Annotated in this window: 23 protein-coding genes and 1 other RNA gene (1 of these 24 running past the window's edge); 4 read left to right on the top strand and 20 right to left on the bottom strand. The window is 52.1% G+C overall.

Features of this window, described 5'->3' with window-relative positions:
- Together NSQ80_RS00730 and NSQ80_RS00725 are read right to left on the bottom strand one after the other, a co-directional pair.
- Window positions 1-109 carry the 5' end (the start) of a pro-sigmaK processing inhibitor BofA family protein gene (locus NSQ80_RS00730; RefSeq protein WP_260071143.1) on the bottom strand. 155 nt of this gene lie to the left of the window's left edge, so the window shows 109 of its 264 coding nt (coding positions 1-109); its start codon is at window positions 107-109; its stop codon lies beyond the left edge, outside the window.
- A gap of 33 nt (window positions 110-142) precedes the next feature.
- Complete coding sequence (locus tag NSQ80_RS00725; protein WP_323078485.1) at window positions 143-421, bottom strand: DUF2508 domain-containing protein; 279 nt, start codon at window positions 419-421, stop codon at window positions 143-145.
- Window positions 422-751: 330 nt separating this feature from the next.
- Between NSQ80_RS00725 and NSQ80_RS00720 the strand changes: the two genes are divergently transcribed.
- A complete protein-coding gene (locus NSQ80_RS00720) occupies window positions 752-2,116 on the top strand; it encodes an ISNCY family transposase (RefSeq protein WP_339300023.1) in 1,365 nt (454 codons plus the stop codon).
- An 89-nt stretch (window positions 2,117-2,205) separates the two neighbouring features.
- On the opposite strand, the gene recR is transcribed toward NSQ80_RS00720, so the two are convergent.
- The 4 genes from recR to ffs form a co-directional block, all read right to left on the bottom strand.
- Window positions 2,206-2,805 (bottom strand): recombination mediator RecR, encoded by a 600-nt coding sequence (gene recR, locus NSQ80_RS00715; protein ID WP_016314604.1) that lies wholly within the window; start codon window positions 2,803-2,805, stop codon window positions 2,206-2,208.
- Window positions 2,806-2,832: 27 nt separating this feature from the next.
- Window positions 2,833-3,144: a YbaB/EbfC family nucleoid-associated protein gene (locus tag NSQ80_RS00710; RefSeq protein ID WP_009226830.1), complete on the bottom strand. Its 312-nt coding sequence runs from the start codon at window positions 3,142-3,144 to the stop codon at window positions 2,833-2,835.
- A gap of 97 nt (window positions 3,145-3,241) precedes the next feature.
- Complete coding sequence (gene dnaX, locus NSQ80_RS00705) at window positions 3,242-5,011, bottom strand: DNA polymerase III subunit gamma/tau (protein ID WP_339300914.1); 1,770 nt, start codon at window positions 5,009-5,011, stop codon at window positions 3,242-3,244.
- Between the two features lie 126 nt (window positions 5,012-5,137).
- An RNA gene (ffs, locus tag NSQ80_RS00700) (signal recognition particle sRNA large type) lies at window positions 5,138-5,404 on the bottom strand.
- A 186-nt stretch (window positions 5,405-5,590) separates the two neighbouring features.
- Between ffs and NSQ80_RS00695 the strand changes: the two genes are divergently transcribed.
- The gene (locus NSQ80_RS00695) at window positions 5,591-6,847 is read left to right on the top strand and encodes a stalk domain-containing protein (protein WP_036646522.1); all 1,257 of its coding nucleotides are present in this window, start codon (window positions 5,591-5,593) and stop codon (window positions 6,845-6,847) included.
- A 430-nt stretch (window positions 6,848-7,277) separates the two neighbouring features.
- On the opposite strand, the gene NSQ80_RS00690 is transcribed toward NSQ80_RS00695, so the two are convergent.
- From NSQ80_RS00690 to rpoE, 10 genes are all read right to left on the bottom strand, one after another.
- Window positions 7,278-7,952 carry a hypothetical protein gene (locus NSQ80_RS00690; RefSeq protein WP_009226827.1) on the bottom strand — a complete coding sequence of 225 codons (675 nt, stop codon included), beginning with the start codon at window positions 7,950-7,952 and terminating at the stop codon, window positions 7,278-7,280.
- 120 nt (window positions 7,953-8,072) lie between these two features.
- Window positions 8,073-8,270, bottom strand: coding sequence for a 50S ribosomal protein L31 (rpmE, locus tag NSQ80_RS00685; protein ID WP_009226826.1), 198 nt, complete (start codon window positions 8,268-8,270; stop codon window positions 8,073-8,075).
- A gap of 102 nt (window positions 8,271-8,372) precedes the next feature.
- Window positions 8,373-9,641: a radical SAM protein gene (locus NSQ80_RS00680; RefSeq protein ID WP_036646527.1), complete on the bottom strand. Its 1,269-nt coding sequence runs from the start codon at window positions 9,639-9,641 to the stop codon at window positions 8,373-8,375.
- A 58-nt stretch (window positions 9,642-9,699) separates the two neighbouring features.
- Window positions 9,700-11,064 carry a transcription termination factor Rho gene (gene rho / locus NSQ80_RS00675; protein ID WP_009226824.1) on the bottom strand — a complete coding sequence of 455 codons (1,365 nt, stop codon included), beginning with the start codon at window positions 11,062-11,064 and terminating at the stop codon, window positions 9,700-9,702.
- A gap of 112 nt (window positions 11,065-11,176) precedes the next feature.
- Window positions 11,177-12,433, bottom strand: coding sequence for a UDP-N-acetylglucosamine 1-carboxyvinyltransferase (locus NSQ80_RS00670; RefSeq protein WP_009226823.1), 1,257 nt, complete (start codon window positions 12,431-12,433; stop codon window positions 11,177-11,179).
- A 199-nt stretch (window positions 12,434-12,632) separates the two neighbouring features.
- A complete protein-coding gene (gene fba, locus NSQ80_RS00665) occupies window positions 12,633-13,487 on the bottom strand; it encodes a class II fructose-1,6-bisphosphate aldolase (RefSeq protein WP_009226822.1) in 855 nt (284 codons plus the stop codon).
- Window positions 13,488-13,820: 333 nt separating this feature from the next.
- The gene (locus NSQ80_RS00660; RefSeq protein ID WP_036646520.1) at window positions 13,821-14,534 is read right to left on the bottom strand and encodes a hypothetical protein; all 714 of its coding nucleotides are present in this window, start codon (window positions 14,532-14,534) and stop codon (window positions 13,821-13,823) included.
- A gap of 138 nt (window positions 14,535-14,672) precedes the next feature.
- Window positions 14,673-15,050, bottom strand: coding sequence for a response regulator (locus NSQ80_RS00655; RefSeq protein WP_028539100.1), 378 nt, complete (start codon window positions 15,048-15,050; stop codon window positions 14,673-14,675).
- Window positions 15,051-15,208: 158 nt separating this feature from the next.
- Window positions 15,209-16,810, bottom strand: coding sequence for a CTP synthase (locus NSQ80_RS00650; protein WP_009226819.1), 1,602 nt, complete (start codon window positions 16,808-16,810; stop codon window positions 15,209-15,211).
- 332 nt (window positions 16,811-17,142) lie between these two features.
- Window positions 17,143-17,712, bottom strand: coding sequence for a DNA-directed RNA polymerase subunit delta (gene rpoE / locus NSQ80_RS00645; protein WP_323078475.1), 570 nt, complete (start codon window positions 17,710-17,712; stop codon window positions 17,143-17,145).
- A 425-nt stretch (window positions 17,713-18,137) separates the two neighbouring features.
- Between rpoE and NSQ80_RS00640 the strand changes: the two genes are divergently transcribed.
- Window positions 18,138-19,289: a S8 family peptidase gene (locus NSQ80_RS00640; RefSeq protein ID WP_339300909.1), complete on the top strand. Its 1,152-nt coding sequence runs from the start codon at window positions 18,138-18,140 to the stop codon at window positions 19,287-19,289.
- A gap of 308 nt (window positions 19,290-19,597) precedes the next feature.
- Here the strand turns inward: NSQ80_RS00640 and argS are convergent, their stop codons facing one another.
- The 4 genes from argS to speE all read right to left on the bottom strand — a co-directional run bounded on the left by argS (window position 19,598) and on the right by speE (window position 23,755).
- Window positions 19,598-21,277: an arginine--tRNA ligase gene (argS, locus tag NSQ80_RS00635; protein WP_323078472.1), complete on the bottom strand. Its 1,680-nt coding sequence runs from the start codon at window positions 21,275-21,277 to the stop codon at window positions 19,598-19,600.
- Complete coding sequence (locus tag NSQ80_RS00630; RefSeq protein ID WP_009226815.1) at window positions 21,278-21,697, bottom strand: DUF1934 domain-containing protein; 420 nt, start codon at window positions 21,695-21,697, stop codon at window positions 21,278-21,280.
- A gap of 154 nt (window positions 21,698-21,851) precedes the next feature.
- Entirely contained in the window at window positions 21,852-22,793 is a 942-nt protein-coding gene (locus NSQ80_RS00625) for a hypothetical protein (RefSeq protein ID WP_157273538.1), read from the bottom strand.
- Between the two features lie 134 nt (window positions 22,794-22,927).
- A complete protein-coding gene (speE, locus tag NSQ80_RS00620; protein ID WP_323078469.1) occupies window positions 22,928-23,755 on the bottom strand; it encodes a polyamine aminopropyltransferase in 828 nt (275 codons plus the stop codon).
- A 292-nt stretch (window positions 23,756-24,047) separates the two neighbouring features.
- Here speE and NSQ80_RS00615 point away from each other — a divergent pair, with 292 nt between their 5' ends.
- Window positions 24,048-26,045, top strand: a complete 1,998-nt coding sequence (locus tag NSQ80_RS00615; protein WP_083791536.1) for a PBP1A family penicillin-binding protein — start codon at window positions 24,048-24,050, stop codon at window positions 26,043-26,045.
- The last annotated feature ends 86 nt before the right edge of the window (window positions 26,046-26,131 follow it).

Raw genomic sequence — 26,131 nt, 5'->3', positions numbered from 1 at the left:
CATGTAACCCTAAGCGTGAAAGCCACACCAAACCGATTTTACGCGAAAATAAAATGTACAGTAACAGCGCCAATGACACAACCAAAATACCGATCAATACCAGCTTCATTTTTTCCCGCCTCCATATCAAACGGTCTTGAACTTAGCCAAAATAAGAACCATTTCGAAAGGCGTCCCAATCAACCTGCGCCTTCTTCGCCGCTTTCAGTTGAATTTGATATCTACGCTCGGCTGCCTCCAGGGTGTAAATCGCTACGTCCACTTCATCATGCCCCACCGCCTCCTGAAAAGCGATGCTGGCCCGTTCCCACTCCTTTAACGCGTTGATGACTTCCTCATAAAGTTCGCGCTTATATTCCATCGCATCTTTCCTGTGAGCCAGGTTCGAGCGCCCTACCCCCCAGCGCTTCAAGATCTTCAAGTTGGATCGCCTCCCCATCCGTTTTTTTATTTCATGTGTATCGGAGAAAGGACAAACTTAGAACCTCAGCATCGTCGGAAAAACAAAAAGAACCTTAAGCCCCAACGAAAGACAGGGCCTAAAGTTCTTTAGTTTCAAGCGATAGAAAAAAGACTAATTAGTTTCCCCTGAAAAAGTTAGGGTGTTTTGAGCATAATTAAAAGGAATTCAGCACCTCAAAATGGAAATTGTTATTGACGAGATAACAAAGTTCCACACCCCGAGGGAAGAATTCCTTTGCTATAGGAGTTCAACAGAAGCCCTCGGGAATCCTTCCAAGAGGTGAAGAAAATGTTGAAACTTCGAGACGAGCAATTGACCATCTGGGATGCCATTCTCCCGGAATCTGTTAGAAAGTTGCCGGTCGAGCTTGCAATCATAGATCAATTACTGGACGACGACCGTTTTCTTCAACCGTTTACTGAGTTGCACCCGAAAGGCAAGAAAAGCGGCCGTCCTACGCTTGCAATTGAAAAGTACATCCGTCTTATGGTCCTGAAGCATAAATACAATTTGGGCTACGAGTCACTCGTGAAGGAAGTCGGTGACAGCATCACATGGCGAATGTTCTGCCGGTTTGCCATCGACGAACCGATGCCCGACCCGTCTACGCTCATCTATGCCCGCAAACGCTACGGCGACAAGATCGTCGAAGACATCAATGCCGCACTCGTAAAGCAGTGTGAGGAAAAAGCCGTTCTGAAAACCCGCAAATTGCGCACGGATACGACGGTTGTGGAATCCGACATCCATCACCCGACAGACGCTACGCTGTTGCAAGATGGCGTAAAAGTCATCACTCGAACGATTCAGAAAATCCGGAAAATCGCCTCCCACACTGTTCAAGGCTTTGAAGATCGTACGGCAGAAATCAAGGAAAAGATTCTGTCCATCGCGAAAGTTCTACGTCGCCGCACCCGTGAATCTTGGGAAGAAGTTGACCGGATCACTGGGAGCGTAATCGAAGTAGCCGAGAACGTTGTGAACAAGGCGCAAGCCGTTATCGAGAAACTGCAAGACAAGGGCAAAGCTGCTCTTCGACAAAGTAAAACCAAACTGACCGAGGCGGTCACGCTAACCGGCAAGTTGTTGGAACAAGCCAAACAGGTCGTTTCCGGCAATCGAATCATCGCAGATCGGATCGTCAGTTTCTTTGACCCGGAAGCAAGACCGATTAAGAAAGGTAAGCTGGCCAAAGGAACTGAGTTCGGCTACAAGGTGCGAATCGACGAGACGGAAAGCGGCTTTGTGACCGGCTATGCTGTCTACGAGGGGAACCCCTCGGATGATGAACTGCTCGTTCCCGCTGTACAGGCGCATATCAAGCAATTCGGCAAAGCGCCGCAAGCTGTAGCGACCGACCGCGGTTTCTCAAGCAAGAAGAACGAAACGGCCATTACCGAACTTGGTGTGAAGCGAGCTAGCTTGCCGCGAAAGGGCAAAAAAGGCATTGCCCGATCCGAGTACGAAAACGAATTATGGTTCAAAGACTTGCAGCGTTACCGTGCAGCTGGAGAAGCGAAGATTAGTCTTCTCAAGCGGAAGTACGGTTTGAACCGCAGCAGGTATCGGGGCTTTGTCGGCTCAAAATGCTGGGTCGGCTTCGGGATTCTGACCCACAACCTGCAAAGAGCGGCAAAAATGCTCCAAAACTAACATGGAAACCGATCATTAGGGAAAGTTCCCCCTCACAACCCAGCCAGCAACCCGAAACTATTTTTGAAAATCGACTTTTTCAGGAGCAACTAATTAATTTCTCGGCGTCCTTCCAACGCCTTGGATAATGTCACTTCATCCGCATACTCCAAGTCGCCGCCGACCGGCAACCCGTGGGCAATCCGGGTGACGCGGATATCAAAGGGCTTCACGAGACGGGAGATATACATCGCCGTCGCCTCCCCCTCAATGTTTGGGTTGGTTGCCAAGATAAGCTCCTTCACTCGTTCATCACTTAAGCGATTCAGCAGCTCCTTCAGCCGGATATCATCCGGACCGAGGCCTTCCATCGGCGAGATTGCCCCTTGCAGCACATGATAGTAGCCATCAAACTCCTTCGTCCGCTCCATTGCGACCAGGTCCTTGGATTCCTGCACAACGCAAATAACGGAAGCGTCCCGGGTCTTATCCTGACAAATCCGGCAAGGATCCGTATCCGTGATGTTACAGCAGATGGAGCAGTAATGAAGGTTACGCTTCACGCTTACCAGCGCTTTGGCGAAATCAATGACGTCGTCTTCCTTCATGTTCAGCACGTGAAAAGCCAATCTGGCTGCTGTCTTCGGCCCAATACCGGGCAAATGAGTAAAAGCATCGATCAGCTTCGCGATCGGTTCGGGATAATACAATGGGGCCTTCTCCTTCAGTTCGTAGAATTAGAACAGGCCAGGAATTTTGATTCCGCCTGTAAATTTGCCCATGTCTTGGTTTGCCAATTCTTCGGCCTTCGTCAAAGCATCGTTCACTGCAGTCAGCACCAAGTCTTGCAGCATTTCCACATCGTCCGGATCTACCGCTTCCGGTTTGATCGTCAGGTTCAGCACTTTTTTGTGACCGTTGACTTGTACGGTAACGACCCCGCCGCCTGCACTGCCTTCCACGGTTTTGTTCGCAAGCTCTTCCTGTGCTTTGAGCATTTGCTCCTGCATTTTTTTCACTTGCTTCATCATTTGGTTCATATTGTTCATCTGCTTCACATCTCCTTAAATTGGTCTACATGCACATCATGCGATAAGTGGAAAAATATAACCACGATCTGGCGCCTAGTCCAAGCCATTCGTTGGGTTATTCCTTGATGACGACCAGATCATCCCCAAACATATTTAACGCTTCATCCACCCAGGGTTCCTTCCCGGATCCAGGCGCACCTTCCTCCGGCGGATGCTCCAGCTCAAACGGTTCACCGCCGGACCGTTCGCCCGCCCCTTGCAGCGCATCGTTCCAATCCTTCAGCATCATGGTGACCAAATGGTACGGTCTGCCCAGTTGACGCTCCAGAACCGTTTCAATGACTTGCTTATTGGCCGGCTTCTCGGTGGTCTCGCGGTGAATATCGTTCTTAAACGCGACCAGCACGTTATCCTCCAGGATTGAAACGGGCTCTCCGTTCACGAACCACGCATGGACCGTAATTTTGGCATCCTTGACGGCCTGGAGCACTTGATTCCATTTTTGCTGGATTTCCATAAACTCCGGACTATTGCGGTTGGCCAGATACTGATCCATCCCTGCGGGGATTTTGGCTTTCGAGGCGACGCGTGGCGCAGGGCTTCGCGATGGACGATGACCTCCGCCCCCCGCGCCCGAGGCAGAACCGCCAGCGGCAAGCCCGCCCTGCAGCGCCCGCTCTAGCTTCGCCTCCAAGTCTGCAAGCTGGCGGCGCAGCTGTTGGACCTCAGAAGCATCGGCGGATGCTCCGGCCCCCGTTCCGGCAATATGGCCCCCTGTCGGACGCTCTTCCGCGCCATCTTTTCCAAACGTACAGATCTTCAGCAAAGCGACCTCAAACAAGGTTTGGGGTTGAACGGCATATTTCATTTCAGTCTGGTAGTGGTTAAGCGTATCGATGATTCGGAACAGCTGCGATTGGGTGAAGCCCTCGGCAATCTCCGCAAAATCCTGCGGATCCAGCACACGTTCCGTCAACTTGTCCGCTTGCGGCACCATTTTGACCATCAGCAAGTCACGGAAATAGTAAAGCAGGTTCTCCATGCACTTGTCTGCGCTTTTGCCTTCCTGCATAAAGCCGTCGATCATCTGCAGCATCCCGCCAATATCGCCGTCAAGCAGCGTCTTGGCCAGCTCCGCAAACTGCCGGGAGGCGATGCCGCCGGTCATGTCCAGCACCTGCTGATAAGAGACCTTGCGCCCCGAGAAGGAGGCGATTTGATCCAAAATGCTTAACGCATCGCGCATCCCGCCGTCGGACAATCTGGCGATATACTCGATCGCTTCCTTCTCCGCTTCGATGCCCTCTTGCTCGCAGATCATCCGCAGCCGTTCGCTTTGCTCTTCCAGCGATACCCGGCGGAAGTCAAAACGCTGACAACGCGATATCACCGTAGCCGGCAGACGATGCGGTTCAGTGGTTGCCAGAATAAACATCACGTGTGGAGGTGGCTCCTCCAGGGTCTTCAGCAGCGCATTAAACGCTTCCGTCGTTAACATATGGACTTCATCGATAATATAAACCTTCTGCCGCACTTCCGTAGGGGCATATTTCACCTTCTCGCGCAAATCGCGGATTTCTTCAACCCCCCGGTTGGAAGCGGCGTCAATCTCAAGTACATCCATGACAGCACCCGCCGTGATTCTCCGGCACGCATCACACTCGTTGCAGGGTTCTGCCGCGGGTCCTTTTTCGCAGTTGACCGCTTTGGCCAAAATTTTGGCCGCACTGGTCTTCCCGGTTCCGCGCGGACCGCTGAACAGGTAAGCGTGCGACAGCCGCTGTTCACGGATCGCATTCTGCAACGTGCGAATGATATGCTGCTGCCCCACCATGTCTTGAAACGACTGCGGCCGCCAAGCCCGGTACAGCGCAATATGCTCCATTATGCGGCACCTCTTTCTTTCCTTAAACGACGGTTGTCGTTCCCTTATTATACTATAGCCTTTTGGTCTATGTACAAAAAAAACACCCCTGTCCGCAGACAAAGATGTATTCTGATCAAGTATACACCGTGCACCTGTTATCGATCATTGCGATCCGAGCGGCACCTTTACGGCAAGACTCGAGACAGGCTGCCCTCCGGCACAGGCGTAGGACTGCTTATGGCTGCTTCCTTCCGGACCTGACCAGGTTCACAGGTACTCCTTGCGGAGGACCCGTCCGTCAACGTCTGCCGTAAAGACCGGCCTCACATCGGCAAGACCTCTAACAGGACTTCAACCTCGCTATAGCGGATTGCGAGTTACAGGGCACCGCTACCTCCCCATCTAGCACGGTGAAACTAAGTATAGCTCATGCCTGTATAAAATGCAACCGGAGGGAAGAAGTTGGCTTTACGACTTGGCTTATGCCTCGACTATCACTGAGTTGTGCGCGCTCTCTCATGCAACTCTAGTTATATTTTGCTATATTAATAGAATAAGGAAATGGGAAACTAGAAGTGCATGAGAGAGGGGAAACAAATGAAATTAATTGGGAAGCTCTTGCTGGGCATCACCCTGTTAGCCGGAGGCCTGGCCGGGATGCAGTCGCCCCGGGTTGAAGCGGCGTCACCGGTACGGATCCTGCTGGACGGATACCCGCTGAATTTTGCAGGTGAACCCATGATTGTAAACGGCACGACACTGGTTCCGTTCCGCTCCATATCCGAAGCGCTCGGCATCAACGTCACTTGGAACCAAGCTTCCAAAACGATCACCGCGATCAAAGGCACAGGTGCTGAAGCCATTCATGTGCAGTTAACGCTGAACAGCAAAACGGCGAAAGTGAACAACACCTCCGTTCCATTGGCGGTTGCGCCCCGGTCCGTTGGAGGCAATACGCTGATTCCGCTCAGCTTCTTCAGTCAGCAGTTCGGAGCCCAGGTCGGGTGGGACCAAGCTTCGCGGACCGTATCCATCGCCTCCCCGCAGGAACGGATGTACACGCTGGGGTTCTACGCCATCTCCTCCTTCTCGGAAGTCGGGGTGATTCCGAGTCTGGACGCTGTCGCTTTCGGCTGGAGCCGGATCAACGAGAAAGGGGAGTTTACGCAAACGGGCGACGTGTTTAGGCTCCCGCAACCCGCAGGGAACGTGACTGCGGACAGCCTTGTGAGTGACGCTGCCTCCGCACGAACCTTGCCGTATCTGATGGTCTTCGCCAGCGATGGGAAAGGCGAACTGACCCGGATCTTGGAGGATCCAGCCCTGCAGCAGCAGGCGATTACCGATATGGTGAACGCTGCGACAGCGAAGGCGTTTCAAGGAATTATGCTTGATTTCGAAGGACTGGGCTTAACAACAGAAAAGACGGCGACACGCCAGGCTTTCAACAGCTTCGTGAAGGAATTGTCTAAGCAAACCCGAACAGCTGGGTTGAAGCTGTCCCTGGCTCTGCACCCGTTGAACTCGTCCTATAAAGGCTATGATTATAAGACACTGGGGGCTCTGGCAGACGAGATTGTCATCATGGCTTACGATTACTTCCCAGGAAACAATAGCGGCCGGCCGCAGCCCGCAGACAAAGTAGACGAAGCGATCCGCCTTGCTCTTAACGAGACAAGTGCCAGCAAGCTCCTCCTGGGGCTAAATATGGACAGCGAGGATCAAACCAGCGTCAAAACGCTAACCGGGCTGGCCAAGCGCTATGATTTGAAGGGCATCGCTTTATGGCGGCTGGGCCTCATCAAGAGTGAAGAATGGAATAGTCTGAAGGAAACTGTGGAGTTTAAGAAGTAGATATCATCCCAGGCAGGTTGGAGATTTGAGGGCGGACCGCGGTCGGCTATCGTCTTCGACCTGTTTTTTAGTTTGTACACTGCCTCCCGTCCCCGATCGCGACAGCCAACCGGCTGATTTGTACACCGCCTCCCGTCCCCCGACCCCTGATCGCAACAGCGACCCTCTGAAATGCAAAAGTGCAGTTCATTTCGCCAATTTAGTATCATTTTGCCGTTTTAACTGCAAAAGTGTAGTCCATTTCCGCCTATTGTGGCTGAATTCCGCCTTTTCCGCCCTTTCGAACTGCGCTTTTACATTCCACCAAGCAAATCACTCCATGTTCGCTCAAATCAACTGCACTTTTACACTTAGCGACGGGGTATCGAGGGGTGGCAGCATAAGCTTAATTTTGTGTTAGCCGTTAGGCGACCAAGCCCATATTATCCACTCACCAATCAAACGCATCCCAATCCCGTCGTATCACCTCATACATCCGAACCCGGCCCGACTCACCGCTGGAACGCGCCTGTAGCCAGCCCATCTGGCACAACTGCTGTAAATACCGCACCGCGGTCCGATGATTTACGCCAAGCTGCCTCTCTACATCCTTCGGGCGAATGGGTCTGCCTAACTGAACTGCTTGCAGCAACGCTGATTTCAAAGCCAGCCTGGGAAGCTTGTCCGTCTGCCGGGACGACTCAAATCTGCTTAATAGCATGCGAAGTAGCATGATGCAAACTTCCGGCTGCCGTTCCACATCGTCATAGGACAGGGAAACAACCCGATACCCCAACGCTTGCAGAAAAACCTCCCGGTTCAACTCCCGGCTATACATCGTACGATCCATATCGCGAACATGCGGTCCAAAGCCTTTCACCTCAATAATGAGCTTCACGGCCCCCGTTAGCCAAGCAAAATCTGCAAAATACGGCCGCCCCCGCCAATCGACGATTTCGTATTCCGGATGCAGGTTGTCCAAATTCCCCCGCAAAGGCCACCATACATTGCGCAAAAACAGCTGCTCTCCATGCCCATGTCCCCGTTCCAATCGGTCTTTCCGTTCACCCGAACGGCGTTTACGATGCGTGTCCAACCACAACCGATGCGCCTGATCGAAGTCCATATGTTCTGTACACCTCCCCTTAATGGGCCCATTCATTACCGCCGAAAAAGAAAAAAACGCCCCCGCCAATCATCAGATTGGCAGAGACGTTCTTCGTCATTTCGCTTGTGCAAGGGTATCTTAGATACCGTATTTCTTTTTGAATCTATCCACACGTCCACCAGCATCCAGGAATTTCTGCTTCCCGGTGAAGAATGGATGGCAGTTGGAGCAAATTTCAACGCGCAGGTCTTGTTTCACGGAACCCGTCTCAAACGTGTTACCGCAAGCGCAAGTTACAGTAGTCACGTAATATTTCGGTTGAATTGCTTCTTTCATCTTCTTTCACCTCTTTCCGCCCTGAGCCTCAGTCGTGCCCAGAGTTATAATGACACATAATCGCATTATAGCACGGGCCCCTCGTTCACGCAATTGCCTGTTTTATCCGCCCACTTTGACACGGGCCAATTCCGCCGGCGGCACATGCGTATACGATCCGATGACCACGTCCGGCAGCTCCTCCTGAAAAATCTCAATCGCCTGCTTCATCCCAAGAATCTCCCCTTTGGCCGTCGGAATCAATTCCAGGTAGCTTTCGGGGTCGATGTTCAGGTTGCGCAGCTGAATCAGTTTCAGATTGGTGCGGCGGGCGAAATCAATCATCGCTTCGATTTCTTCCTCCCGGTCCGTAACTCCAGGGAAAATCAAATAGTTGATCGAGGTATAGACCCCTTGATCCGCTGCATACTTCAACGATTTCTCCACATTCGCGAGCGTATAGCCGCGCGGTTTGTAGTAGGCGTTGTAGTGATCGTCCAACGCGCTGATCGTGCTGACCCGCATTAGATCCAAGCCGGCATCCACGATCCCGCGGATATGATCGGTAAGCCCCGCGTTGGTATTGATATTGATATACCCCATGTCCGTCTGGCGCCGCACCTCGCGAATCGCCTCAATGATCAGCTTAGCCTGCGTGGACGGTTCCCCTTCACAGCCCTGGCCGAAGCTGATAATCGACTCCGGAGTCTTCAGATGCTCTAGCATCACTTCCACCAGTTCTTCGACACGCGGGCGAAAGTTCATCCGCGTCTGCGGCGAAACAAATCCGCTGTCATCCGGTTGCTCGGAAATACAGCCGAAGCATCCCGCATTACAGGAATAGGAGACGGGGACGGCCCCTTCCCAGCGGTTCAAAAACGTATTGGAGGCGGTTAGGCATTCATAACCTAACGCGCAATTCGATAAATGTTCGTACAGCCGATTCTCCGGATAACGGGAGGTGTAGGCTTTCACTTGATTTTTGAGCTCAAGAGGATCACAATTCAGCGGATTCCACTTCTCGGGATCGTCCGACAGGCGCGCTGTCACGTAAAACTGACCGTCCTTCCAAACCACCGCAGAATACCCGAACAAAGGCAGTTTATAATTCTTGTCCGTCTTCACATACCCCGGCAAACAAAGACGGGTATAGCCTTGCGGAAGCAGAGCGCCGACCGCCTGGACATTCCCGGGGAGCGGCTTCATTTCGCCGGTTTCCGGGTCCATCCCGATCGGCCGGGTGGACGGCAAGCCCACCAATGTCGCCCCTTCAGGAAGCGGAATCAGCTCATCCTCCATAATCTCCACGATCATGTCCGCACTGCGGGCTAAGCCGTACAGCGACGGATGATCATAGACCTGTCCTTGTTCATCTGCATACACTAAGTACATGTTGTTCTCCTCTTTGTATTCATCGTTGGAAGCCAAGCAAGCCCCCCGAGAGATCTCTTTAAACCGTAGTATTTTGCGCGGTGCCAGCGCCCGTAGAAGCCGAACTCGACCGTGAGGAGGTAGAGCCCGACCGTACCGGACGACGCGCCCCGCCGTTGCCGCCACCCGAAGGGTTGTTCCCGGAAACATCAAAAGAAGCCAGGAATTCGGCGTTGGTCTTGCACTCGCGCAGCTTTTTGAGGAAGCCTTCCACAAAGTCGTAAGAGTCGGTCATATTCTTCCGGATCGACCAGATCGTATCCAGCTCTTCTTTGCTCAGGAGCACTTCCTCACGCCGCGTGCCGGAGCGGCGAATGTCGATAGCCGGGAAGATCCGGCGTTCCGCCAATTTCCGATCCAGGTGCAGCTCCATGTTCCCCGTACCCTTAAATTCCTCATAAATAATATCGTCCATCCGCGAACCGGTATCCACCAATGCCGTTGCCAAAATCGTCAAGCTGCCGCCCTCTTCCACATTCCGGGCCGAGCCGAAGAACCGCTTCGGACGATGGAACGCAGCCGGATCGATCCCCCCGCTGAGCGTACGTCCCGACGGCGGAACCACCAAGTTATAGGCACGGGCAAGACGCGTAATGCTATCAAGCAAAATCACAACGTCCTTCTTGTGCTCCACTAGCCGTAAAGCGCGCTGCAGCACAAGCTCCGCCACCTTGATATGGTTCTCCGGCAGCTCGTCAAACGTAGAAGCGATCACTTCGCCTTTGACCGAACGCTGCATATCGGTAACCTCTTCCGGACGTTCGTCGATCAACAATACGAATAACTCAATGTCGGGATTGTTGGTGGAGATGCTGTTGGCGATTTCCTTCAGCAGCAAAGTCTTCCCTGCTTTAGGCGGCGCCACGATCAAACCACGTTGGCCGAGTCCGACCGGGGCAAGCAAATCCATAATGCGGGTGGATAAATGATTTGGGGAAGTTTCGAGCACCAATTTGGTCTGCGGATAGAGTGGAGTCAGCGCTGGAAAATGCAGACGTTCCGCCGCAATGGCCGGGTTCTCGCCGTTGACGGCGTTGACTTGCAGGAGGCCGAAATACCTCTCATTTTCCTTCGGTGTACGGCACTTCCCGGAGACCAGATCCCCGGTGCGCAGATCAAATTTGCGGATTTGCGATGCGGAAATGTAAATATCCTCCGTGCTGGGCAGATAATTGATCGGTCTGAGGAAACCGTACCCTTCCGGCAAAATCTCGAGCACGCCTTCCATAAACATCAGACCGCTTTGTTCAGCCTGTGCCCTTAAAATAGCAAAAATCAATTCTTTCTTCTTTAATTGGCCGTAATAAGGGATCTGATATTGCTTCGCCAGCTTGTACAGCTCGGTAAGCTTCATCCCTTCCAGATCGGCGATTTGAAGATCCATATTAAAATAACCACCTATTCAATTTTATTGAAAACTATGAAGTATCGCGTAATGATAGACTTATTCGCCTATTATGCCCTATCCTTGGCAACTTATGCGCGAAAACGGAAAGTTATTCTTCCATCTCCCGCCAAACATCTGCACCCAATGCACGTAAGTTCGGCACCAGATGGTCATACCCCCGGTCAATCAACTCCACGCCAAAGACTTCTGTCGTGCCCTCCGGCACCGTGAGTCCAGCTACGACCAGCGCAGCCCCGGCACGCAAATCAGCCGCCTTCACCTTCGCCGCATTCAGCGGTCCGCCTTCGATAATGGCAGAACGGCCTTCGACGCGGATTTTCGCGCCCATCCGAACCAGCTCCGGCACGTGCTTAAACCGATTGCTGTAGACAAAATCGCTCAGCACGCTGACTCCTTTCGCCTGCGTCAGCAGACTGGTCATCGGCGACTGAATATCTGTCGGAAACCCAGGGTAGACTAATGCCTTGACATCAACATGATGGTATTCTGGTTGTCCGATCACCCGAATGCTTTCGTCCATCTCTTCCACATGAGCGCCCATTTCCAGCAGCTTGGCGGTCAACGCCTCTAAATGTTTAGGAATCACGCCGTCGATCAAGACATCGCCCCGGGTTGCCGCAGCAGCAATCATGTAAGTTCCAGCTTGAATCCGATCGGGAATGATAGAATGGCGGCAGCCTTTCAGTTCCGTAACGCCTTCAATTCGGATCGTCTCCGTACCGGCCCCTTTAATTACTGCTCCCATGGAGTTTAACAAAGTGGCCACATCTATAATTTCAGGCTCTTTCGCCGCATTTTCGATAATTGTAGCGCCTTTGGCTCTCGTGGCCGCCAGCATAATGTTAATTGTTGCTCCAACGCTGCTGACATCCAGGTATACCTTCGCCCCGCGCAGCTCCTTCGCATGCAAGTGAATCGCGCCGTGTTCATTCGTCACGGTCGCCCCTAAAGCTTCAAACCCTTTGATATGCTGATCAATTGGACGAGGTTCAAAGTTACATCCCCCCGGCAAGCCGATGGTCGCTTCTTTGAAACGTCCTAACAAGGCCCCCATCATATAATAGGAAGCCCGCAGCTTCTTTACCGGCCCGTTGGGCATCGGAATGGAACGAATATGGGTGGGATCGATACGCATTTGATTGCCTTCCCACAAGACGCGGGCACCCAGCTCCTCCAAAATCTCCGAGTATACCGCCACGTCACTTAAAATCGGCAAGTTATCCAGAACCACCTCGGATTCTGCCAAGATCGCAGCTGGAATCAACGCTATCGCGCTGTTTTTGGCGCCGCTGATCGAAACGCTTCCGCGCAGCGGACGTCCGCCACGAATCATTAATTTCTCCATAAGTCCAGGATCCCCCTACGTATTTGCGTCGGTACACAAGCCCATGATTTTTAGCGACAGAAATGGAAAGACACCGTCTAGGCGGTGTGCTCTCCAAGTCACCTTATTCAGCTGAACGGTCCAATCCCTTGTCCGTCCTAAAGCTTGCGCCGCAACCCACCTAAGACGGGAGTACGGCGCAAACGCTTGATGTTGATCCTTAAGCTTTGTTGTTGGAGCCGAATTCACGGATTTTTCCAACAACCGTGGCTTTGATCGCGTCACGGCCAGGAACGATGTATTTACGAGGATCGTATACATCAGGTTTCGCAGCCAATACTTCGCGAACGGCCTTCGTGAACGCAATTTGGTTCTCCGTATTTACGTTAATTTTGGAAGTACCGAGCGAGATCGCTTTAGCAATATCATGCGTCGGAATGCCTGTCCCACCGTGAAGAACGAGCGGAATTTTAACAGCATCGCGGATTTCTTCCATTTCTTTAAAGCCAAGGTTTGGTTCACCTTTGTAAGGACCATGAACGGAACCCAACGCAGGAGCCAGCGTATCGATGCCAGTTTCGTTAACGATACGGACGCACTCGTCCAGTTTAGCGTATTGAATACCGCCAACAACGTCATCTTCTTGACCGCCGACAGTACCTACTTCAGCTTCAACGGAAACGCCTTTGGCATGTGCGTATTCAACAACTTTCTTCGTCATGGCAATGTTCTCATCAATTGGATGATGGGAGCCGTCGATCATAACGGAAGTAAAGCCAGCGTCAATCGCTTCTTTACATTTATCAAAGCTCGAACCATGGTCGAGGTGAATCGCAACAGGTACAGTGATTTTCATGTCATGCAGCAAGCCTTCCACCATTTTAACAACGGTGTAGAAACCGCCCATGTGACGGGCAGCGCCTTCGGAAACACCCAGAATGACCGGGGATTTCTCTTCTTCTGCTGCAGCCAGAATGGCTTGTGTCCATTCCAGGTTATTGATGTTGTACTGGCCTACGGCATATTTGCCGGCAAGGGCCTTGTTCAACATGTCAGTCATCGATACTAATGGCATGGGTTTCAATCCTCCTAAGGATGTGGGATATTATCTTTTTAGCCGACATTCACACACTTTTTTATTATACCACAACCTTGCAAAAATACTATTCATGCTTTCCTTTCATTTGTGAACGCCTTGTGTTGTACTTACGAAAATACCTTCACCGCAAAACCCGCAACTGTAAATTTGATACTAATTCTAATGGGAAGAATGGATATAAAAAGTATTTCCGTTATCGATTTAAAAAATATCTTTAATAAAGGATGTTTTGTTCAATTTCCCCATACACAAAAAGACCTTAATTCGTAGAGAACCGTGAATTAAGGCCCAAATTTTTCCGTTATAGAGTTACCCTGCAAATATTTTATCTTCTTTAATTGGGGCAGGGCGTTCTTTTATCTCAACATTCTCTATGCTTAAAAACTGAAACGGTAATGACTCAAAATACTTATATTCCTCTATTTTCTCGGTATCTTTCTTCCATTCCCCCTGAGCGTCCTTAAGATAAATTTCTCTTTTTACAGGCAATCCTGTTAGCTCATCGATATAAACAATCTCTTTTTGATCGGTCTGTTCCGATGTTACCTGTTGCAAAGATCTCCCATCTTCCTTCAAAGTTTGTGTCATATTCCATTTTTTCAACTTCAGTTCTTCCTTTTGTTTTTCTAACAATGAAATTTTTAGAATCCGTTCATTTTCCGCAGCAATATTTTTGGGCAGTAACCATGTGGTTCCCACGAGTTTACCTGTTTCATGATCTCTCCCAATAGAAGTAACTCTTTTTCCACCTTCAGAAACAATATTTTTATTTTGAAGCTGTCCATTAAGATATGTTTCACTTACTTCCACCAATTTAATTTTATCACGAACATGAACCGTATAATCTTCTGCTGAAGTTGAAACTTTAATATATTCGACTTTTCCAGAAATTGATTTATCAGCCGCCTCAATTACTTGGCTCTGGGCGCTCACCGATCCATCTTTATTACTGAACAAAGCGGCTGCACCTAAGAATAATAACCCGAGTAATATGGTTGACCCCAATTTAATATATTTGTTCACTTTAGTCCCTCCCGTTAGCTTTACATCCATGACAGTTGTGTGCTTTCCGTACCTGAAAATAAAAAAGAACCCCCCAAGATCCGCGTGGAAAGCACACCGTAATCCTCAGGAGGTTTATTATTCAGAATATCTTTTGATTTAAAGTACATTTCCGCTTTTAAGCTGCAAGTTAACTGCTGCGCGCATTTCATCAATGTCAAAGGGTTTCGTAAAATGCATCAGAGCCCCAAGGTCCGTCGCTTCCTTGATCATGTCGAGCTCGCCGTAAGCGGTCATCATGATGACCTTGATCTCTGGATTGACCTCCTTGATATGCTTAAGGATTTCCAAACCGTCCATGCCCGGGATTTTCATGTCGAGAAGCACTAAATCCGGCGAGTCGCTGCGGACGATTTCCAATGCCATCTTACCGTTGGCTGCCTGAAACGTTTTATACCCTTCGCTGCTAAACACTTCCATCAATAAAATGCGGATACCGTTCTGATCGTCGACGATTAACACTTTCTTCTCTTCCACCGAAAAGCCCTCCCACAAGTCCACCATGTAATCCTGGTCATAAGTAAATACTTCGCTCCCGATTTGCAAAACCCTTCTCCACTGGAAAAAAGAGCCTTAAAAAATCAGTTAACCCAAAATTACAGGTGGCTTGAAATTGGGACTTGCGGTCAATTTGCTTAGGACAAGTGTGCGATCGAAGCTTTCACGAACTCGCGGAACAACGGCTGCGGACGGTTCGGACGGGAGGTAAATTCCGGATGGAACTGCACCGCCAGGAACCAAGGATGATCCGGAAGCTCGACGATTTCCACCAGGCGTCCGTCCGGTGATGTCCCGGAAATGCGCAGGCCAACGCGCTCCAACGTCTCACGGTACGCATTGTTGAACTCATACCGGTGGCGATGGCGCTCGTAGATCAATTCGTCGTTATAACATTGCATCGCAAGCGATCCTGGTGCCAGCTTACAAGGGTACAACCCAAGTCTCATCGTACCGCCCAGATCCTCGATATCCTTCTGCTCCGGCAGCAGGTCGATCACCGGATACTCGGTGGCAGGGTTGATCTCCGAGCTGTTCGCGCCTTGAAGTCCGGCAAGCGAACGAGCGTATTCGATCACTGCGACCTGCATCCCCAAGCAGATACCGAAGAACGGAATCCGTTTCTCACGGGCATATTTGATCGTCGTAATTTTGCCTTCGATGCCGCGATCGCCGAAACCGCCCGGGACAAGAATCCCGCCGACGCCTTGCAGCAGCTCATCCACGTTCTCGTCCGTTACTTCTTCTGCATTTACCCAGCGAATCTTCACATCCGCATTCGCATCAAAACCAGCGTGAGACAACGACTCCACCACACTGAGATAGGCGTCATGCAGCGCTACATATTTCCCGACGATGGCGATTTCCACCGTCTTCTCCAGCTTGTTGATCCGGTCAACGAGGCCTTCCCACTCGCGCATATCCGGAGCCGGCGTCGTCAACTTCAGATGGTTAACGACGATTTCGTCCAGCCCTTCATCGCGCAGGTTCAGCGGTACTTCGTACAGCGTGTTGGCATCCCGGCACTCCACTACCGCGCTTGGATCTACATCGCAGAACTGTGCGATTTTCGCTTTGATATCGTCCGACAGCTCATGCTCCGTACGGCAGACGATCACGTTCGGCTGAATCCCGATGCTGCGCAGCTCCTTGACGCTGTGTTGCGTTGGCTTGGTTTTAACTTCGCCAGCCGCTTTGATATATGGAATGAGCGTCACGTGAATATACATCACGTTCTCGCGTCCGATGTCGCTTTTGATTTGACGAATCGCTTCCAGGAACGGCAAGCTCTCGATGTCACCGACGGTTCCCCCGATCTCGGTGATTACAACGTCAGATCCCGCTTCCCGCCCGGCGCGGAAGACACGCTCTTTAATTTCGTTCGTAATGTGCGGGATGACCTGAACCGTACCGCCCAGATACTCGCCCCGGCGTTCTTTGCCGATAACGGAGGAATAGATTTTCCCTGTCGTCACATTGCTGTTCTTAGAAAGATTGATATCGATAAAACGTTCATAATGGCCCAGATCCAAGTCGGTCTCGGCGCCATCGTCCGTGACGAACACTTCCCCGTGCTGATACGGGCTCATCGTGCCCGGATCGACGTTAATATAAGGATCGAATTTCTGGATCGTTACCTTTAATCCCCTGTTCTTCAACAGCCTTCCCAGCGAAGCCGCCGTAATGCCCTTCCCCAGTGAGGATACGACCCCGCCTGTCACGAAAATGTATTTTGCCACAGCCAAAAACCTCCTAAAGTAGTACGTGTTCACAAACCAATCGGATCCCAGAAATTCAGGTAACTTAGATCATTAGCGTAACCTATTATCCGGTAAAACATAGCCAAAAAGGCATAAAAAAATAAAAAGTGACACCCGAATTGGTCGGGGCACTTTTTAATAAATTCACATTTTATATAGGTTTGAATCATAAGCCCATGCAATAGTTTACCCGTTACCCTAGTCCGTGTCAAGTCAAGGCGGAGCGCATCTATGAACAAAATAAGGCATGAAAAAGGACGGCCTTTGCCGTCCTTTATAAGGAAATCGCGAGGCCCCTGCCCCGAGGCCGATTAATCCTCGTCGCTGTCGTCGAAATCCGCATCGGTGTCCAGATCTTCGTCCTCTTCGACAAGGTCGTCCTCGTCTTCAAGTTCTTCGTCAGGAAGCAACTCATCGTCATCAACATCTTCCACGTCGTCATCGTCATCATCCGGGAACAACTCGTCTTCGGAATCCCCGTCGAGCACATCGTAATCCTCTTCGTCTTCGGATACGTATGTATCGTCCTCTTCCACAAAATCGTCGTCTTCCAGATCGTCGTCATCATCGTTAATGATGCGCGGACGCTTGGAGTTGCCAACCGGATCCTCCGACCGCTCGATCGGATACCAGCGTTTCAGGCCCCACAGGTTGGTGCCAACGCAGGCAAACCGACCATCAATGTTGATCTCCGTATAAAGCTGCGCAATCGCCTCGTTAATTTGCTCCTCGGTCATGCCGCGAAGCTTGGCGACCTCATTCATCAAGTCACGGTAGTAATACGGCGTATTTGCCGCCTTCAAGATCATAAAGGCCAAGTCGACCATAGGAATTTCCTGGATTTTCTCCGGGTCGATTTTCAAATTCAGCGGGGTACTCACGTTACGGACACTTCCTCTCACGCAAAAGTTCACTATAAAGCAATGATGAAACCTTATCGTTAGAGCCGGTTTCTTTCACTAACATATCCATATCACACAATAGTAAAACCTATTTGGCACCAAATTGCAAGTTTTAAAAACACACCAAAGCCCCGCCGGAAAAAGGGAAGGAGCGGAGAACCCCTAGTCCCCCGCTCCTTGACTGTATCCTTCCCCAAAAGAAGGCCTTGCCCTCTCTTGGGTTGGCGAAAGCCGCAAGGCCTTCCCTTCATCCTATGTCCAGATTTGCACTTTGACACGCCGGATTCGCGCGAAAAGCAGCAATCCGGGCCCATTTCCATCAAAACAGGGCCGCTTCCCCATTCAATGAAAAAAGGAACGTCATACTATACTGCAACACGATGCGTAGGAGGGGCTACTCATACATGGACTACTCCGGATTCCTCAGGTTTTTGAACGATCATGTCGACGCCTCCGGAAAAAGCGGTCGCATCATTATCCGCTTTGCGCACCCGGCCGAATTCGCCGAATGCGTCCGCCAATTGCTTAAGCACAAGCGCCAGCATCCCGCGTTGCGGCACATCCGCACATCCTCGCTGCTGCAGGCGCTGATCTGTCCCCTCGGTTTACGCGGGGAAGTGGCCCGCTCCCGCTTCGGCCTGTGGGTCGAAGAAGACAGCCTCGTCAGCGTCCATAGCCCAGCCCCGGCCAACAAGGGGCAAACTCCTTCAATCCCTTGGGGGGTACGGCGAATCGGCGCCCCGGAAACCTGGTCCGTGTCCACAGGCTACAGGGTCCGTATCGGCGTGATTGATACGGGAGCCGATTTCAACCATCCGGATCTTCGCCATTCTTTGGCCCGGGGGATTAATCTCTTGAATCGGATCAGCTTACCATACGACGATAACGGACACGGCACGCATATCGCCGGAACCATCGCGGCCTCCGGCGGATCTCAAGGGATGATGGGCGTGGCCCCGCGTTCTTTGATTTTTCCGGTGAAGGCGTTTGATCATAATGGCTCCGCCTTCGTTTCTGACATCATTTTGGGCATCGACTGGTGCGTACGCAACCGGATGCACATCGTAAATATGAGCTTTGGCATGAAGAGCAACAGTGCCTCACTGCAAAATATTATCCGCAAAGCCTATAACGCAGGCATCGTCGTTGTCGCGTCCTCGGGGAACGACAAAAAGGGCCGCGGCTGCGATTACCCGGCCCGCTACCCGCAAACGATCTCTGTAGGCGCGACCGGCAAGGATGGCAAAATCGCCTCCTTCAGCAACTACGGTCCCAATATCGATATTTACGCCCCCGGCGAAAAAATCAGCTCAGCCTGGCTGGGCGGCGGTTACCGCGAAATGAGCGGCACCTCCATGGCGACTTCCCACGTCAGCGGCGCCGTGGCCTTGCTGCTGGCTATGAAGCCGGACATGAAGCCGAGCGAGGTCAAGCGCCGCCTACGCCGTACCGCCAAACGGCTGTCCAGCACAGCGGCCAGGGCCAAAGGCGGCGGCGCCGGCGAACTGAGCGCGGTACGCCTGCTGCGCACCAAATCGGGGCGCAGCAGAAGCTAACGCCCGCCGCCTGCTGCCTTTGCGGACTTATCTAATCGCAATGTGCCTGCTCCGTGCTGTGCTGGGATACAGCAGTTCAACACGAAGCAGGCACACTGAATCTTTTTATAAGCGGTATAGGTCTCTTTGGAGCACCTTTTGCACGATTATCCCTTTTGGTCAGTCGTCTACGGTTGATATCCGCATCAAGCCTTCATCTGATCCATCGGAATCATGGAGGATTCAAAGAGCATTAGCGTCTGATTAAGCGGGATAATCATGCAAAGAGCCTCCCAACTAGATATAACTCGCGCAACAGCTTCCGTTAATTACATCTTTTCTGGCGCGGACACGCCGATCAAACGAAGCACGTTGGCAAGTACCGTGCGCACCCCGCCGAGCAGCACCAGCCGTGCCGCCGCTTGTTCTGCGTCTTCTGTAATTACGCGCTCCGCCCGGTAATAGCTGTGGAACAGCGCCGCCAGTTCATAGACATAGCGGACCAGTCGGTGCGGCGCATAGTTCTCAGCGGCCACGTTAATTTCTTCCGGCAGCTCGCCGAGCTTCCGCAGCAGATCGTATTCATGCTCAGCCGTCAGCTTGCTGAGATTTACATTCTCTGCCGCCGGAATCTGGATGCCTTGCTCCTCCGCCTGGCGGAAGATGCTGCAAATCCGGGCATGTGCATATTGCACGTAGTAAACCGGGTTTTCGTTCGAGGTGGAAATCGCCAGGTCCATATCGAAATCCAGATGCGAATCCATGCTGCGCATCGTGAAGAAGTAACGAATCGGGTCTACCCCAACCTCATCCATCAAATCCACCATAGTGACCGCTTTACCGGTCCGTTTGGACATTTTCACCTTCTCGCCGTCTTGGAACAGGCTGACCATTTGTGCAATCAATACGGTCAGCTTCTCCGGATCTTTACCGATCGCCTGCATTGCTGCCTTCACCCGAGGAATATAGCCGTGGTGGTCAGCTCCCCAGATATTGATGATCCGGTCAAAGCCGCGGTCATATTTATTGCGGTGGTAAGCGATGTCCGGCGTCAAATAAGTATAGGTCCCGTCATTTTTCACCAATACGCGGTCCTTGTCATCTCCGTAAGCCGTCGTCTTCAACCAGGTTGCTCCGTCTTGCTCATACGTCTGCCCCTTTTCGCGCAGCTCGGACAGCGATGCTTCTACTTGGCCATCCTGATACAGGGACGTTTCGCTAAACCAAACGTCGAAGCGAACCCGGAAGCGTTCCAGGTCGCGCTGAATTTTGGACAGCTCCTTCTCCAGTCCGAATTTGCGCAGGAACGCCGTCCGTTCTTCTTCCGGCATCCCCAGCAGCTTGTCCCCCTGTTCGGCGACGAGCTCTTTGGCGAACCCTTTGATGTCTTCGCCATGGTATCCGTCTTCCGGCATCTCTACGTCTTGTCCAAGCTCCTGGCGGTAGCGGGCCTCAATGGATTTGATCAGATTGACGATCTGGTTCCCAGCGTCATTGATATAGTATTCGCGCGTTACGTCATAACCGGCGAAATCCAGCACGTTGCACAACGCATCGCCTACCGCCGCGCCGCGGGCATGTCCGAGGTGCAAACTGCCAGTCGGGTTGGCGCTGACGAATTCGACCTGCACTTTTTTTCCATTCCCTAATGTCGTGCGGCCGTAGTTCTCACCCTCGCGGTATACCTGCAGCAGAATCGGATACAAATAACTCTTGCTTAACGTAAAATTGATAAACCCGGGACCAGCAACCTCCGCCTTCTCAATCCCAGCCTTCCCATAGTCCAGCTGCCCGAGAATCTCTTCCGCGATTTGGCGCGGATTCTTCTTCGCGATCCGCGACAGCTGCATCGCCGCATTGGTCGCGAAATCACCGTGCGCCTTATCCTTCGGCACTTCTAAGACGATCGCCGGAATTTCCTCCCGCTGCGCCAGACCAGCGGATACGATCGCATCCAGGATCGCTTCCTTCAGTGCCTGGTTCATTTGTTCCAACGGATTGTGTGGCATTTAAACGTCCTCCTGTATATATAGACTGAGTTCAAAACGTCCTGATAGTTCCTCAAACACGTATAAATCGTATTCCCAGATCACCTGACCAACCGCCCCGTCCCATCGGGATTCCAGCTTTACGGTGTCGGTAGACAGGTTAAACCGGGTAAAGGGCGAGCGGTAAAACCCTGGTATCCGGCTGCCGCTGCGGAAGGTTTGCTCGGCCTCTACGCCTCCGTGGCGTATGATTTTCAGCTCGTTGCCAGATAGTTTAATCATCGTGCGCGTCTTGGCACCATCCGGCCCCGGATCTGGTTCTTCATAGCGGATGTATAAGGTGTCGCTCCGGCGGATAATATCTCCCCGCAGGTGCTGCACCGTTTCTTCCGTTCCCTGTCGGCTCGTCAGCACAAGGCTTACCGGCTTGGTCTCCGGCATAGGTCAAAACTCCTTCCGACATCGATCCTTACTGTACTACTATAGCCAGTTCGCCCCGGCAATTCAATACATATGCGGTACAACGCCCCCTTTAGGCAAAAAAAGGAGCCGTTGCTGCAGCGGCTCCTTCTCTCCCGTCAAGGCCTGATGTGGCCTACAAAGGTTGACTTAATGCGAGGTATTTAACTTTGCCATCCATAAAATATACATGAAACCGGAAATAATCCCCGACTTTATAGCTCCAGCGGCTCTCCAGCTTCAGCGCCTTCGTCCCTAGCTTCTTCGTAACGTCATCCGTGCTGATCCCCGTCTTCACGCCGGCCGCGCACTGGTGATCCGGCCGGGTAAAAACGATCATCCGATTCAACTCCAACACCCCGTCCTTAAATAAACGGGCTTCTTTCACCTGGCCAGTGCCGTCGTCATAGAAAGGCTTGGCCCAAACGATCTCCTCAGGCGGAGACTCGGCCAATCGCTGCTCCCAGCCGTCGAAGTCGAGCCCATCGACCTGCGCGGCCTCCCCGTCCAGCGGAGCGGCAGGAGCCGCATCCGGATCAACCGAGGTTTCCTTCTCTTGCTCAACCCTTGCTTGCTCCAGCAGTGCGTCCAACGAAGCCAACTCCTCCCGCTCGCGGAACAGCCCTTGCATCAACAGCAGCACCCGGTCGTCAGCGTAGTAATATTTCCCTTGATACTCAAAAGCATTGCTGGTTAAATCATAGGTCAGCTCATAGTGCGTGTCCGCCAGCTTAAACTGCAGAACAATCGGCTTCCGGGAAGCCGCCGGCATCGGACCCGCAAGCGCACTCTTCATATCTGTATAACGCAGCGATTCCAACAAGACGAATTGCCGTTCCGCAGGAATACGGGCGTTCTTGCCGTTTCCCCCGGCAGTAATCGCGAGGACCTCCTCTTCCTTAAAGGGAAGATGGTCCAACAAATACGGCGAATCAGCGGCAATGTCGTTGTTCGCAACGTCTGAAGCTTCTCCTGTAACCGCCGTCGGAGCTTGCACCGGCGTTTCCGTTGAACCGCCGGAAGGTGCATCAGGGCGACCGTAAAAGAGCCAGCCCGCCACCATAACCACAATAATCATCGTCAGGCCCGCAAGCATGCTTCGGGCCGGGTTATTCCTTCTGATAAGAATCCCGCCTTGTCCCATGTGAAAGTAGTGATATAAATCATACTATCACACTTTAAACAGGCCATTTATAGTCCGAACGACGTATTTTACTTTACAAGGTCTTCAATGAATTTAGGAAGCACAAATGCGGCCTTGTGGAGGCGCGGCGTATAATATTTGGTGTCCAGCTCGGGGATCTTCGTCTCGTCCACCTGCAATGGATCATAAACCTTGCTGCCCATCGTGAACGTCCACAGCCCGCTTGGGTATGTCGGAATGTTGGCGCCGTATACGCGAACGATCGGGAATATCTCTTTGACGTCTTTGTTCACCTTTTGGATCAAATCCGCTTTGAACCAAGGGTTATCGGTCTGGGCTACGAAGATGCCATCGTCTTTTAACGCTTCATAGATGCCTTGATAAAATCCACGCTCGAACAAAGGCGCCGCCGGCCCCACCGGTTCGGTAGAATCGACCATGATGACGTCGTATTGATTTTTGCTTTCAATAATATGCATGTAGCCGTCAGCGACCTGTACGTCCACCCGCGGATTGTCCAGCCCCCCGGCAATTTCCGGCAAATATTTCTTGGAATATTCAATGACCTTGCCGTCAATCTCGACCAACACGGCCTGCTCCACTTCAGGATGCTTGATCACCTCGCGAATGACCCCGCCGTCCCCGCCGCCAACGACGAGCACCCGCTTCGGATTCGGATGGGTGAACAACGCCGGATGCGCCATCATTTCGTGATATACGAATTCATCCTTGATGGTTGTCATAACCATGCCGTCCAAGACGAGCATCCGGCCAAATTCCTCCGTATCTAACATCGCCAAGTCCTGATACTCCGTTTTTTCCGTAACCAGCGTTTCGCGTATTTTTGCCGTGATCCCAAAAACCGGGGTTTGCTTCTCCGTAAACCATAATTCCATGCTATCAACCTTCTTTCCTATGATCATGATTCGCGCATGTCAGCTCAAACATCATTTCCTATATTGTACCAAACGAAAAAATAATAACACATCTCCCGAAATAACAGCGCAGGCACGGCTTCTGGCGTGAATGATCTCTCCCAAACTTTCCCATACTAAACTTTAGACGTTCGCAGCACGGATTTGCTATAGGATCGGAAAGGAGAGTCCCCTCGTGCAGAAACTCGTTCGCAGTGATCGACATCATCATAAACGTAAACCTCGCTGTCCGTGGCTTCTGCTGTTCAAGCTGATGGTCGGCACGGGTTTACTTGGCCTATGCGCTGTCGGCATCCTGCTCCTCTACTTGTCCCAAGCCGAGCTGCCCCTCGCCGGATCGGACCGGAACTCGCAGCTAATCAACAGCCGGGGAGAGACGATCGCGGTGTTTTCCGATGGCGGGAAGAACCGGGAAAGCGTGGATCTGCAAGACATCTCACCTTGGCTGATCAAAGCGACGCTAGCGACCGAAGACCGGCAGTTTTACAACCATTTTGGCTTTGATTTGAAAGGGATGGCCCGGGCAGCCCTGGTGAATCTCAAGGAAATGGGCACTGTCCAAGGAGCGAGCACCTTAACCCAGCAACTGGCGCGGAATTTGTATCTATCGCATGAACGGACCTGGTCACGGAAAATCAAGGAAGCGATGTACACCGCTCAGTTGGAGATGAAATACTCCAAAGACGACATTTTGCGCATGTACCTCAACGAAATTTATTACGGACACGGCGCGTATGGAATTGAAGCCGCGGCCCAGATGTATTTCGGAAAACCAGCTAAGGATCTGAGCCTGGCCGAAAGCGCGATGTTAGCCGGGGTCCCGAAAGGCCCCACCTATTATTCGCCGTTTAATCATATGAAGAACGCCAAGGATCGCCAGCGTACCGTGCTGTCGGCGATGGTCGCCACGGGTGGGATCACACAGCAGGAAGCCGATGAGGCTTATGAAGCCATCCTGAACTTCCAATCGCCGAAGCAGCCAAGTCCCACCGATAAAGCTCCTTATTTCCGCGATTATATTCGCAATGTGGTGGTCGGCGAGCTTGGCTTCGACGAGACGCTGCTTGAGCATGGCGGGCTGAACATCTACACGACGCTGGATCCGGATGCCCAGCAGGCAGCGGAAGCGGCGGTGGCTTCGGAGCTGGCAAACTCGCCGGATCTGGAGGCCGCTCTCATCTCCATCGATCCACGCAACGGCTACATCAAAGCGATGGTTGGCGGCGTCAATTACAAGAAAAGTCAATACAACCATGTCTTCGCCACAACGCGGCAGCCCGGCTCCAGCTTTAAGCCCATTATGTATCTCACAGCACTCTCTTCGAGAAAAATGACCAGTGCCAGTAAATTTAGCAGTCAACCGACACTGTTCCATTATGACGACAACCGCAAAACGTACAGTCCGAAAAATTTCGGCGACAAATATCTGGGCGAAATCGATATGCGGCAAGCGATTGCAGCTTCAGACAATATCTATGCGGTCAATACGATTTTGACGGTGGGGGCCGAGCAGGTCATCGAAATGGGGCGGAAAATGGGCATCACCAGCCCGCTGCAAGCCGTTCCTTCTCTTGCACTGGGCACGTCGCCGGTCAGCCCGTTCGAAATGGCCACGGCGTTTGCGGTGATCAGCAACCAGGGCCGCAGCGTCAAACCGGTGGCGGTGCTGAAGATTACCGATGCCAGCGGGCGCGTGTTATACGAGGCCAAACCGGCCAAAAGCGAGCAGGTCGTGGAGGCTTCCGCCGCCTACGTGCTGACGCATTTGATGGAGAGCGTGTTTGAAACCGGAGGTACGGGCAACCGCGTCTCCAACGAAATCAAACGGCCGGTCGCCGGCAAAACCGGGACGACCAGCACGGACGCCTGGCTCGTCGGCTTTACGCCGGAGCTGTCGACGGCCGTTTGGGTCGGCTATGACAAGGGCAAGACGCTTGGCACCACGGAGTCGCGCAAAGCCGCGCCGATCTTCGCCAAATACACGGAGAAAGCGTTGGAAAAAGTACCTCCGAAGATCTTCCCAATCCCTGACGGGGTGGTCAGCGTATACATCGATCCGGAAACGGGTCTGCTCGCCACGAAGGATTGCCCGGACAAGAAGCTGGAAGTGTTCATTGAGGGAACGGAGCCAACGGAGTACTGCACTGCACACGGGGAAGGCGAAGCCGAGCCGGTGCCGCCTCCAGCCGAGGAGCAGAAGAAAGAAAGTCACTCCTGGTGGGAAGATCTGAAGCGCTGGTGGATGGATTAGCGCGGCAGGAGTTGGACAACGCATGAAAAAGTTTTTACGATATAAGGAAGCAATCCATAGTTAAAAAATGTTCAAGGAGACTTCCT

This window comes from Paenibacillus sp. FSL K6-2441 (assembly GCF_037964765.1).
Taxonomy (GTDB): Bacteria; Bacillota; Bacilli; order Paenibacillales; family Paenibacillaceae; genus Fontibacillus; species Fontibacillus phoenicis.
Note: the sequence above shows the minus strand (reverse complement) of the source record. Positions and strands in the feature narration are given on the sequence as shown.